Here is a 12,155-nt window from a genome sequence, read left to right as displayed (position 1 = left end):
CCGCTTGATGGTGCGTTGCAGCACGCCGTGAGGGCGTCCTAGCGACACGATGTCGCACCGCGACAAGGGAATGCTGACGGAATCGCAAAATGGCGTGTCTCGCGTATGAAATGCGGGATAGGCGTCAAGTGTTCGCGTGAAGGCAAACGTTAAAGTTTCGCTGCCCGGGGCCGATGCCCTGTTCGCGTCACCACCTCTCGGAGAATTCTCGATGAAGCGCCTGTTGGCCCTCGGCATCCTCGCCGCCCTTACGGCGACGTCCACTGCGGCACAAAGCGTCCAGATCACCGGTTTCGGCCAGATGGTGGCCGGCACCGTCACCGACGGGACCACCTTCCCGGACTTGGGCTACGACTCGGATTGGGACTTCAAGGACGAATCGCTGTTCGCACTGCAGGTCCGCGGCGAACTCAACGACCAATGGTCCGCCACCGCCCAGATGGTCGCGCGCGGCCGCGACGACTTCGAGCCCGAGTTCGCATGGGCCTATGTCGCCTGGGACGGCGGCAACGGCTGGTCGGCGAAGTTCGGCCGACAGCGCGTGCCGTTCTTCAAGTACTCGGACTTCCTCGAAGTGGGTTACGCCTACCCGTGGCTGCGTCCGTCGGGCGCCGTCTACAACGCCACGTTCAGCAACTTCGACGGCGCCAGCGCCAGCTACGCCTTCAGATCCGGCGACTGGTTCAACAGCATCGGCCTTGTCGGAGGCTCGAACGAAGAGGGCCCGCCGATCAGCCAGAAGGTCGACACTCTGGTGGGCATCTACGTCGACTCGACCTACGGCGACTGGCTGTCCCTTCGTGCCAGCTACCTCCAAGCCGATGTCACCGTCGACATCGACGATCTCGTCCCACTGTTGGACGCGCTGAGCAACAATGGCTTCGCCAACGTGGCTGCTGCCATCGACTACAACAAGGACCCCGCGCAGTTCTTCGGCGTCGCCGCGGAAGTCAACCGAGGGAATTGGCTGATCGGCGGAGAGTTCACTCGAACCACCATCGATAACTCCTCGTACGGTGATCGGAACCAGTACTACCTCGCAGCGGCGTACAGGATCAATGCCTTCACGCCGAACGTCACGTGGGGTCGCCGAGACAACAAGGCGAAGACGCGAACCGTCGACTTGCTGCCCAACGTCCCGCCATTGGCCGGGCTGCGCGCCGCCGTGACCGGCGTCGTGCTCTTGGAGGACTTCGATGCCACGTACTGGAGCTACGGCCTCCGCTGGGATGTGGCCAGCAACATCGCGCTGAAGGCGGACTACACCCAATACACGAACAAGACCCCCATCAGCGCCGATGCGGATTCATTCGCCGTCGGCCTCACCTTCACGTTCTGACCGAGAGGACGACCATGAACCGCTTCTTCATCATCGCCGCCCTCGCCTTTGCTGCTGCCTCGCCGGCCTTCGCCGGCAAGGTGGTGGTCGCCGCGAGCTCCAGCCAAGCCAACCTCGACAAGGCCGGCGTGCAGGCCATCTTCCTCGGCCGCAACACGCAGGTCGGTGGCCAGCCGGCCGTCGTCGTGTTCCAGAAAGGGCCCGTCCGCGCCCCGTTCGAATCGGGTGTCGTCGGTCGTGCCGGCGCGCAGCTGACCTCGCACTGGTCGCGCCTCGTGTTCACCGGCCGCGCCAAGGCCCCGGAGGACCTCGCCGACGACGCCGCGGTCAAGGCCAAGCTGGCCTCGACGCCCGGCGCCATCGGCTACATCAGCGACGGCGCCGTGGACGCCTCGGTCAAGGTGCTGTTCGACTTCTGATCGCGCCCCCGTGGCATCGGCAGCGCCCGCCCCCGAGGCGGGCGTTGTCGTTTCCGGCCCCGCGGTTTGCGTGGGCCGGGCGGCAAGCGGCAGGCTTGCCGGATGGACCTGACGCCCTTCCCCGCCAACGCGCCGAGACGACTGCTCGTCGGCTTCAGCGGCGGGCGCGATTCGACCGCCCTTTTGCACCGGCTGGCGACGCTCCCGGAGGCGCCCTGGGCCGGGCTCCGCGCCATCCACGTGCACCACGGCCTGAATGCCGACGCCGACCTTTGGGCGCAGCGCTGCGAAGCGCAGGCGCGGGACTGGAACGTGGACTGCGCCGTTCGCCGCGTGGCCGTGAAGCGCGAGGGCCGCGGCCTCGAGGACGCAGCACGCCAAGCGCGCTACGCCGCCTTCGACGCGGAGCGTCGCGCCGACGAATGCCTGGTGCTCGCCCACCACCGCGACGACCAGGCGGAAACCCTGCTTCTGGCCCTGCTGCGTGGCAGCGGCGAGCGCGGGCTGTCGGCGATGCGCGACTACACCGTCGATGCCCGCGGGCCGATCTGGCGCCCGCTGCTGGCCACGCCCGCCGAGGCTGTCGCGGACTACGCCACGCGGCACGGGCTGTCGTGGATCGAAGACCCCTCGAACCGCGACGAACGGCTGTCCCGGAACCAGCTTCGGCACACCGTCATGCCGCTGCTGCGTCGGCATTGGCCGCAGGCCGACGCGGCGCTCGCCGCCAGTGCGCGGCGCCTGGCGGAGGCGGACGGCCTGCTGCGGGCGCAAGCGCAGCGGGACCTTGCCGCGGTGCTGGGGCTGCGCGATGACGTGGTCGAGGTGTCGGCCTTGCGCGCTCTTCCGCAGGAACGCGCCACGCGCGCGCTGCGGCTGTGGGCGGAATCGCGGAACCTCCGGCTCACCAGCGATGCGATCCAGCGCGTGCTCGGCGACTGGTCGCGACAGCCCACCGGCCGGGCGCTCCAGCATCCGCTCGGCGAGACCACTCTGCGCCAATGGGGCGGACGGCTCTGGCTCAGCCCACGCGACGCCACCGAGGCCCGCGGCGCTCCGGCTGGCCAATCGTGGGACGGCCGCGCCCCGCTGCGTTTGGGCCACGGCGCCGAAGGCACGTTGCGCCTGCTCGGCGCCGAGGGCTTCGAGGCACCGCTCCGGTGGGTCGCGCGACGCGACGCCCCTGCGCGCTTCCGTGCCGCCGGCGACCGGCACGCCCGCTCGCTGCAGACGCATTTCGCGGCGCTCGGCGTGCCGCCTTGGGCACGTGACACCGTGCCGCTGCTCGTGGACGGGGACGGCGACCTGCAGGCCTTGGGCGATCTCGCCTATGGGGCCGCGCTCGACGCTTGGCTTCGTGCCCACGGCGCGCGCCTGCTTTGGCAGCCCGGCGACCTGCACGGGTAAACTTCGGCCATGAGCCCGACACCGACCCCGCTGCAGGATTTCGAGCGCGCCCTCGATGAACTCGAAGCGCTGGTTCAACGACTGGAAGGCGGCGACCTGAGCCTCGAGGAATCGCTCGGAGCGTACGAGCGCGGCGTCGCCCTTTACCGCCAGTGCCAGGGCGCGCTGGAACAGGCGGAACTGCGCATCCGCCTGCTGGCCGATCCGGCCGACCCGTGCAGCGCGCGCGAGTTCCGCGCCGATGCGGAGTAAGGCCACGCTCGATGCGTGGCGCACCCGCGTCGACGCCGCGTTGGCCCGGCACCTCCCCGACGACACGCTCGAACCCCGAACCTTGCACGCGGCCATGCGCTACGCCGTGCTCGGCGACGGCAAGCGGTTGCGTCCGCTGCTGGTCTACGCCGCCGGCGCCGCACTCGGCAGCCCGCCTGAGGCCGCACACGACGATGCGCTGGACCACGCCGCCGTCGCCATCGAACTCGTCCACGCGTATTCGCTCGTGCACGACGACCTGCCGGCGATGGACGACGACGCGCTGCGCCGCGGCCGGCCCACAGTGCACATCGCTTTCGATGAAGCCACCGCCATCCTGGTCGGCGACGCGCTGCAATCGGAGGCCTTTCTCGTCCTCTCGGCCGCGCCGGCCTCGGCAGACGCGGTGCGCGCCGCGCTGCGCGAACTCGCCCACGCCGCCGGCTCGCGCGGCATGTGCGGCGGCCAGGCGATCGACATGGCGATGACCGGCCAATCGCAGGCGTTGGAGGCCCTCGCGACGATGCACCGGATGAAGACCGGCGCACTGATCGAAGCGGCCGTGGTGATGGGCGGCCTGCTGCGCGGTGCGGACGCCGCGACGATCGACGCCCTGCGACGCATCGGCGCCCTGCTCGGCCTCGGCTTCCAGATCAAGGACGACCTGCTCGACGCCGAGGCGGATTCCGCGACGCTCGGCAAGACCGCCGGCAAGGACGAGGCGCAGGGCAAGAGCACCTACGTGACCCTGCTCGGCCTCGACGGCGCCCGCGCCCGGCTCGATGCCGTGGCACGCGATCTCGACGCGGCGCTGGCGCCGTTCACCGGCAGCGGAAACGACAACGGCCAGGCCCTCGCGGACCTGGCCGTCATGGCCGTGCAGCGCTCGCGCTGATTACTTGATCAGGCGGAGCGCGAAGGGATAACGGTAGGCCTCGCCACCGTTCGCCTTGATGGCCGCCAAGATCGTCAGGACGATCCACGCGATGCCGATCAGCGGCAGCAGCAGGAAGCCGATCAGCACGAAGATCAGCAGCCAGGCAACGATGCCGGCGATGGCCATCGTGATGTTGAAGTTCAGGGCTTCCTTCGCCTGGTCGGCGGCGAACGGCATTTCGTCCTTCTTGACCTGCCAGATGATCAGCGGGCCTAGGATGTTGCCCAGCGGAATGATCAATCCGACCAGCGACGACAGGTGGGCGAACAGGCCCCACTGGCGCTGTTCGGCGGAGACTTCACCCCCGGGGGAGGGCGGCGGCGAAAAAGCGTCGGACATTGGGATTTCCTCGGTGGTGAAAACGCCCGTTCACTGTCGAGAAAAGGTGAATGGCTGTCAAGGAATCCGGCCGTGCCTGAGCCCCTGGAACCGCGGGGGCGACTTCAGCTCCCGGCACCACCCGCGACCGTCATCCGGCCGACCAGCAGGCTGCCGACGGCGGTGGCCGAGCGGCGGTCGATGTCGGCGCCGACGGCCTCGACACCGAGGTACATGTCGCGCAGGTTGGAGGCGATGGTCAGCTCGTCCACCGGGTACGCCAAGGCACCGTCCTCGACCCAGAAGCCGGCCGCGCCGCGCGAGTAATCGCCGGTGACGGTGTTGACGCCCTGCCCCATCAGCTCGGTGACCACGAGCCCGCGGCGAAGGCCCTTCAGCATCGAATCGAAACCCTCGGCATTGGCCGCCACTTCGAGGTTGTGCACGCCGCCGGCATTGCCGGTGCTTTCGAGCCCAAGCCGTCGCGCGGAATAGGTGCCGAGCACGTAGCGCTGCAGCACGCCGCCATCGACCAGGGCCGACTCGCGGGTGGCCACACCGTCGGCGTCGAAATCGCCGCTGCGCCAGCCACCGACGAGATGCGGCCGTTCGACGATGCGGAACCACTCGGGGAACAGCCGCTGTCCCTGCGCGCCGAAGAGGAAACTGGCCTTGCGATAGAGCGCCCCGCCCGACACCGCACCGACGAGGTGCGCGATCAGCGAACGCGCCACCTCGGGCACGAACAGCACCGGGAACTCGCCGGTCGGCGCGCTGCGCGGATCGAGCCGCGCCAGCGTGCGCTCGGCGGCCTTGCGCCCGACCTCGGCGGCGGCTTCCAGCGCCTCCGAGCGCAGGGCCGCGGTGTACCAGTACTGGCCCTGCATCGCCTCGCCGGCCCCGGCGATCAGCGAGGCGCTGATCGAGTGGCTGGTGCTCTTCTCGCGGCCGACGAAGCCGTGCGAGTTGGCATAGACCGACAGCCCCTCGTTGGTCGAAACGGAGGCCCCCTCGGAATTGCTGATGCGCGGATCGAACGCGCGGCCGGCCGCTTCCGCCTCCAGCGCCAGCGCCACCGCGGCGTCAGCCTCGATCGCCCACGGGTGCCACTGGTCGAAATCGCGCGATTCGCGCGCCATGCGGGCTTCGTCGGCCAGCCCGTTCGCCGTGTCCGGCTCGGTGTGCTTCGCGATGGCGCAGGCCATCTCGACCGTCCGCTTCAAGCTCTCGGGCTTGAGGTCGGCGGTGCTGGCGTTGGCTTTCCGCTGGCCGAAGTAGACGGTGACGGCGATGCCGCGGTCGCGCGTGCGCTCGACCGATTCGACCTCGCCCATGCGCACGTTCACGTTCAGGCCGCGCTCGTCGTTGGCGCTGGCTTCGGCCTGGGAGGCGCCGAGGCGCCGGGCTTCGGCCACGGCGAGGGCCGAGAGCTCGGCGAGGCGGTCGAGGGTGGCGTCGGTGGTCACTGCGTTATCCTGTGCATCGTTCAACTGTACGGCCCCGGCGCATGCGCGGACGCGACCACGAAACCGGCGAATTCCTCGACGAGAGCCGCAGCGCGAAGCGGCGCGAGGCCCTTGATGTTCTGGCCATGGCCGGCAAGCTGATGGACACCAGCCACGCCGCACTGGCGCTGCTGCCGATGCCCGAAGAACTGCGCGCGCTGGTGGTCGACTCGCAGCGCATCCGCTCGAACATCGCCCGCAAGCGCCAGACCCAATGGCTGGCGAAGCAGATGCGGCGCGAGGACGACGCCGTGCTGGACACGCTGCGCGCGGCGCTCGAGCACACCAAGGAAGATGCGCGCCGCGAAGCCGCGGCCCTGCATCGCGTGGAGCACTGGCGACTGAAGATCGTCGATGGCGGCGATGCCGGCCTCGCGGAGTTCATCGCGCTGTACCCGATGGCCGACCGCCAGCAGCTGCGCACGCTGGCGCGCAATGCCAAGGCCGAGCGGCTGGCGAACAAGCCGCCGCACAGCTTCCGCGAGATCTTCCGCGTGCTGCGCGATCTGATGGCCGAGGCCGACGAGGGCCGTGGCGACGACGCCGACGCGATCGACGACGCGTTGGAAGCCGAGGCGAACAGCGTCGACCATGGCCTCGAGGACATCGACGAGATCGGTGGCCTCGACGGGCTGGACGAGTACCGGCACGACGATTTCGGCGGGCGCCGCGACGACTGAGGCCGCGCCCACGCGGGGCTCCGCCCCGCGCATCAGGCTTTCGTCCCGCCGACGGTCATCTGCGCGATCTTGAGCGAGGGCTGGCCCACGCCCACCGGCACACTCTGGCCGTTCTTGCCGCACACGCCCACACCGGCGTCGAGCTGCAGGTCGTTGCCGATCATGACCACGCGGTTCATCACTTCCGGGCCGTTGCCGATCAGCGTGGCGCCCTTCACCGGCGCGGTGATCTTCCCGTTCTCGATCAAGTAGGCCTCGCTGGCCGAGAACACGAACTTGCCGGTGGTGATGTCCACCTGGCCGCCGCCGAAGTTGGGCGCGAACAGGCCGCGTTCGACCGAGGCGATCATCTCTTCCAGCGTGTGCGAGCCCGCCGCCATCGTGGTGTTGGTCATGCGTGGCATCGGCAGGTGGGCGAAGCTCTCGCGACGTCCGTTGCCGGTGCGCGCCACGCCCATCAGGCGGGCGTTGAGGCTGTCCTGCATGTAACCCTTGAGGATGCCGTCCTCGATCAGCACGGTGCGCTGGGTCGGCTGGCCTTCGTCGTCGATGTTGAGCGAACCGCGGCGGGCGTCGAGCGTGCCGTCATCGATGACGGTGACGCCGGGGGCCGCCACGCGTTCGCCGACGCGGCCCGAATAGATCGACGTGCCCTTGCGGTTGAAGTCTCCCTCCAGGCCATGGCCGACGGCCTCGTGCAGCAGCACGCCGGGCCAGCCGGGGCCGAGCACCACCGGCATCGCGCCGGCCGGGGCGTCGATGGCATCGAGGTTCACCAGCGCCTGCCGCAGCGCCTCTTTCGCGAGGCCTTCCGCGCGGCCGTTGGCGAACAGTTCGACGTAATCGAAGCGCCCGCCGCCGCCGGCGTAGCCGGATTCGCGGCGCCCGCCCTGCTCGACGATCACCTGCACGTTGAAGCGCACCAGCGGGCGCACGTCGGCGGCCAGCGTGCCGTCGGCGCGGGCCACGAGCACCGTATCGACCGCGGCCGACAGCGAGGCGCTGACCTGCACCACGCGCGGATCGGCAGCGCGCACCCAGGCTTCGATCTCGCGCAACTTCGAAAGCTTGCCCTCGGGCGCGAAGCGGTCGATCGGATCGATGGCCGGGTACAGCGAGTGCCCGGCCACATTGATGCGCTGGCCGCGCGCGGTCTTCAGGCCCTCGCGGCTGATCGCGCGGGCGGCGCGGGCCGATTCCAGCAGCGCCGGCAGGTCGATTTCATCGGTGTAGGCGAAGCCGGTCTTCTCGCCGCTGATGGCGCGCACACCCACGCCCTGCTCGATGCTGTGGGCGCCGTCCTTGACGATGCCGTCCTCGACCGTCCAGCTCTCGCGTCGGCTGTGCTCGAAATAGAGGTCGCCGTCGTCGATGCCAGGGCCCAGCAGTTCGGCCAGCGCGCGGTCGACGTCGTCGAGGCCGAGGCCGGTCGGCGTGAGCAGCGTGCGTTCGGCCAGTTCAAGCGGCGTCATTGCGGACTCCTTCGGGGGTTTCGCGATTGGGGCTGGTGCGGCGCGGGCCGCGTTCGACGACATCGACATCAGGCTCGGCCCACGGACCCTGCACGCTGTACACGGTGCGCGTCGCCTGCTTCAACGGCACCTGCAGGACGGCCTGCGCCACGGCGCCCAGCGCTGCGCCCGCCGGCCCGCCGGTCACGGCACCGATCGCGGGGAGCACGCCGCCGGCCTTGGGCAGCACTTCGACGCGCTGGTCGTATTCGCGCGAGGCCAGCGCGGTCGTGCCGCTCACGTTGATTTCCGCGGAGGGCCCGTCGATGCGGAGGTTGGCGGTGCGCGCATCGCCGCCCTTGAACTCGAAGTCGCCGCTCATGCCGTTGAAGGCGAAGCCCTTCGAGAAGAAATCGCTGAAATCGAGCGTCAGGCGGCGCGGGATCTCGGCGATGGAGACGAGCCCGATGAACCGGCCGGTGCCGGGTTCGACATCGAGCAGTCGCCCGGCGCCGACGTCCACGCGCAGGTTGCCGTCAAAGCGGTCGAGCCGGAAGCTGCCCGGCGAGCCCGGCCAGTCGCCAACCATGCGCGACTTCACCGGCCCCTCCTCGACCATGCCCGTGAAGCCGAGCGCATCGAGCATCCCGCCGAGGCTGTCGGCGTCGAAATCCACCGCGAACCGCGAGCGGGTCTGCCCGCCGATCCGCGTCCAGTCACCGCTGGCCATCACCGTCAGCGCCTCGGACGAGGTGCTGAAGCGGTCCACATGCATGCCTTCCGGCGTCGGGAAGGTCTGCAGCTCGGTGCGACCGAGCCGCGCTTCGCCGAGGCGGAAATCCTCGATCCGGAACTGCAGCGGCGGCAGCCCCGAGGGGTCGGTCTGGTCGACCGCCGGCGTGGACTCGGCGCGGCTGCCGGTCATGGCCTTGGTGTCCATCGGCGGCCAGTGCAGGCGCGCGAAGCGGCCGTCCACCGCGGCACCTTCGGCCGAGGGAACGCGGATCTCGCCGGCGATGGCGGCGCCGTCGAAGCCGACCCACAGCCCCTGGGCCTCGCGCCGCAGACGCACCCGGCCTTCGCCGAAGCTGCGGTCGAGAACGTCGATCGCACCGACCTGGACATCGACGGACTGCAGCCCGCCCTGCCCGGTGCCGCCGCCGGACGCCGCCGCCACCCAGCCGCCGATGTCGAGGCTGGGCACCTGGCCGCGGACGGCGATGCCGGCCTCGGGAATCGGCAGCGGGTCGCCGATGCTTCCGAACTCGGCGACGGCAGCGAACGGGCGCTCGCCGTCGGCCATTCGCCCGCGCAGTTGCATCAGACGGCCCAGTCGCAACTGGAGCGCCCCGGCACTGGACGGCAGCGGAAGGTCGAGGCGCAGCGGCAGCGGCGTGGCCGCACTCTTGCGCAGCGGCGCCGGCAACCCGAGGCGGGTGCCGACGAGGTCGGAACGAAGGCTGAGGCGCGCCGGCGGCGGGGGCGCATCGGCGCGCGCCCGCGGCACGTCGACGCGCACGTTCCACAGGCTACGGCCCTCGAGCCAAGGCTGCAGCCACGCGAGCTCCGGGCTGCGTTCGAGCAACTGCGACGGCGCCAGCGCGGCATCGAGCTGCAGTTCGGCCACGTTCGTGGCGTCACGCACCGTATCGCCCACACGCAAGGACAGCGCGCCCTCGCTCTCGCCGTAGCGCACCGGCAGGGCGTCGGCGAGGAAGCCCTTGTCGGTGAAGGGAATCGCGCCGCTCAGGCCCTCGAAACCGATCTTCCAGCGCGCATCGGCGACGCTGGCGTTGTCGAGCGAGAGCGTGCCGTCCACCGCGCGCGCGCCGAGATCCTTCCGCAAGGGCAGGCGCAGCCGGAGGTCGACCGCCGCCGGGCCGCTGATCGACAGGGCATCGATGTTCGCGCGCTGCGGCGCGTAGAGCGGGCTCTGCATCACCAGCGTGCGCAGGCCGCCGGCATCGCCACCGCCGCGCACCCGCAGGTCGAGCCATGCCGACTTGAAATCATCGATGCCGCCGCTGGCCTCGCCCACCACGGTATCGAGCAGGTTGGCGCGCATCCCGGTGAGCGCCATGCCCGGGCCGGTGAACAGCGCCTCGCCATGGAACGCGGTCGCCGCTGGCCACGCGCTGTTGAACTTGAGCGTGACGTCCTCCAGCGAGACGCGCGCATCGAAGCGTCCGCCGCCGTCGCGGAACGGCCAGTGGTCGAGATCACCGCCCATCGCGACCCGTCCACCACGCGCCTGCCCGGCCACCAGCGCGGTGTCGAGCCACTGACGCACCGGCGGCTTCATCGTGGTCTGCAGCCAGAAGCGCTTCGCGTCCACCACGCTGAAATCATCGAGGTCGGCGGCGAGGTCCAGCGTCGGCCGCGTGCCGTCGCCTTGGAAGCCGAGCGCGAAGCGCGTGTCGATCCGGAGGCCCGGCGCCTCGATGCCGAGCGCGTCGCTGCCGAGGCTCCAGCCCTCGCCGTCGCGCCAAAGCGCCAGCTCACCGCGCAGGCCGAGCGGCAGCACCGGCCCGAATTCCGCCGGCCAGTCGAGGCCGATCGGCGCCCCATCGAGGGCCAGCACGCCCCCGTCGGCGTCGAACGCCACCTCGCCCGCCAGGCTGCGCAGGCCGGGACGCGAGCCGACCGGCGCGAAACCGACGTCTTCGAGCGTCGCCCGACCGGCGAAGGCTCCCGGCAGCGACGCGGGCACCGACAAGGCGCGCACGGTGCCGGACGGACGCGCTTCGGCCACCCACGCGGATACACCGCCCGGCAGGCGGTTGCTGAGGGCGCCGAGGGCCAGCAGCGGCCCCATGTCGATGCGCTCGGCCTCGATCGCGAAGCGCTCGCCACCCGCCATCCAGAATCCGTCGATGCGCTGCTCGCTCGAGCCGTTGGCGAACGTGCCGGCCGGCACGGAGACCTGCCAGCCCCGCGCCTCCAGACGCCATTGCGCATCGAAACCGGCGCGCTCGAAGCGCACGGGCGGCAAGGCCGTACCCACACGCCGAAGGCTCACGCCTTCCAGCGCCGCGCGCACCTGCACGCGGGCGATGCGGCGATCATCCAGCTCCACCCACGCGCCCAATTCGCCTCGACCGGCGAGCGGCTCGACGCCCAGCGCCGCGAGCAGCGGGCCCCATGCCGGCAGATCGACCTGCTCGGCGCCCACCCAGAGGCGTCCGAGGCGGCCGTCGCGGGCGACATCGGCGCTGACATCCAGCGGTGCGCGGCCGTCCGCCGACCACAAGCGGACACCGCCACGAACCTGCGAATCGCTCACGCGCAAGCGGCCATCGATGCGCGGCAGCGTGTGGTCGATGTCCCAGCGCTCGGCGAGGATGCGCAACCTCGCGTCCTGCACGCGCAATTCCCCGAAGCCGGCGAGAACGTCGAAGGGATCGATGCCCGGCCGCGCGGGCTCGGGCAGGCCGCTCATGCGCCAACGACCTTCGAGATCCTGGTGCAAGGTGAGCGACAGCCCATCGACACTCAGCTCGGTCAGCGGCATGCCCGGAAAGAGGCCGGAATACACCGACACCTGCAGGTCGGCGCGCCCGATCGCGAGCTGCCGATCGCCCTCGCCGACGACCAGGCCGTCCAGCGCGAAACGCGGGCCTTGCCGGGTCCAACGGGCATCGAGGCCGCTGAAACGCACCGGCTGTCCCACGCGCTCCGACAGCCAGCGCGCAACCTCGTCAGGATGCTTCTCGACGGCCGGCAGGAACTGGTTCGCCACCGCGACGAGCAGGGCCACGACGATCAATACGACCAATACCCCGTAGCCGCCGATGCGGCGGCAGCGACGCCACCAGCGGCGCGCGACGGAGGCCATGGCTCAGGCGCG

General features: G+C 70.6%; 10 protein-coding genes. 6 read left to right on the top strand and 4 right to left on the bottom strand.

Annotated features, from left to right (window positions below; genetic code table 11):
* Positions 1–211 precede the first annotated feature (211 nt).
* From O9280_RS03160 to O9280_RS03140, 5 genes are all read left to right on the top strand, one after another.
* Positions 212–1,339, top strand: a complete 1,128-nt coding sequence (locus O9280_RS03160) for a porin (protein WP_298338616.1) — start codon at positions 212–214, stop codon at positions 1,337–1,339.
* A 14-nt stretch (positions 1,340–1,353) separates the two neighbouring features.
* A complete protein-coding gene (locus O9280_RS03155; RefSeq protein ID WP_298338613.1) occupies positions 1,354–1,758 on the top strand; it encodes a phosphate ABC transporter substrate-binding protein in 405 nt (134 codons plus the stop codon).
* Positions 1,759–1,860: 102 nt separating this feature from the next.
* A complete protein-coding gene (gene tilS / locus O9280_RS03150; protein ID WP_298338609.1) occupies positions 1,861–3,165 on the top strand; it encodes a tRNA lysidine(34) synthetase TilS in 1,305 nt (434 codons plus the stop codon).
* Between the two features lie 9 nt (positions 3,166–3,174).
* Complete coding sequence (locus tag O9280_RS03145; protein WP_298338606.1) at positions 3,175–3,417, top strand: exodeoxyribonuclease VII small subunit; 243 nt, start codon at positions 3,175–3,177, stop codon at positions 3,415–3,417.
* On the top strand, positions 3,407–4,312 hold the full coding sequence (locus tag O9280_RS03140; RefSeq protein ID WP_298338603.1) for a polyprenyl synthetase family protein: 906 nt from the start codon (positions 3,407–3,409) through the stop codon (positions 4,310–4,312). The genes O9280_RS03145 and O9280_RS03140 overlap by 11 nt, the downstream gene beginning before the upstream one ends.
* On the opposite strand, the gene O9280_RS03135 is transcribed toward O9280_RS03140, so the two are convergent.
* Together O9280_RS03135 and pmbA are read right to left on the bottom strand one after the other, a co-directional pair.
* The gene (locus tag O9280_RS03135) at positions 4,313–4,693 is read right to left on the bottom strand and encodes a DUF4870 domain-containing protein (RefSeq protein ID WP_298338599.1); all 381 of its coding nucleotides are present in this window, start codon (positions 4,691–4,693) and stop codon (positions 4,313–4,315) included.
* A gap of 104 nt (positions 4,694–4,797) precedes the next feature.
* Positions 4,798–6,138 carry a metalloprotease PmbA gene (pmbA, locus tag O9280_RS03130; protein ID WP_298338597.1) on the bottom strand — a complete coding sequence of 447 codons (1,341 nt, stop codon included), beginning with the start codon at positions 6,136–6,138 and terminating at the stop codon, positions 4,798–4,800.
* A gap of 41 nt (positions 6,139–6,179) precedes the next feature.
* Here pmbA and yjgA point away from each other — a divergent pair, with 41 nt between their 5' ends.
* Entirely contained in the window at positions 6,180–6,857 is a 678-nt protein-coding gene (yjgA, locus tag O9280_RS03125) for a ribosome biogenesis factor YjgA (RefSeq protein ID WP_298338595.1), read from the top strand.
* A 32-nt stretch (positions 6,858–6,889) separates the two neighbouring features.
* Here the strand turns inward: yjgA and tldD are convergent, their stop codons facing one another.
* Positions 6,890–8,329 carry a metalloprotease TldD gene (tldD, locus tag O9280_RS03120; protein WP_298338592.1) on the bottom strand — a complete coding sequence of 480 codons (1,440 nt, stop codon included), beginning with the start codon at positions 8,327–8,329 and terminating at the stop codon, positions 6,890–6,892.
* Positions 8,316–12,143: a YhdP family protein gene (locus tag O9280_RS03115; RefSeq protein WP_298338589.1), complete on the bottom strand. Its 3,828-nt coding sequence runs from the start codon at positions 12,141–12,143 to the stop codon at positions 8,316–8,318. Before O9280_RS03115 ends, tldD begins: the two co-directional genes overlap by 14 nt.
* Between the last annotated feature and the right edge of the window lie 12 nt (positions 12,144–12,155).

It is taken from the genome of Silanimonas sp. (assembly GCF_027531545.1).
Classification (GTDB): Bacteria; Pseudomonadota; Gammaproteobacteria; order Xanthomonadales; family Xanthomonadaceae; genus Silanimonas.
Note: the sequence above shows the minus strand (reverse complement) of the source record. Positions and strands in the feature narration are given on the sequence as shown.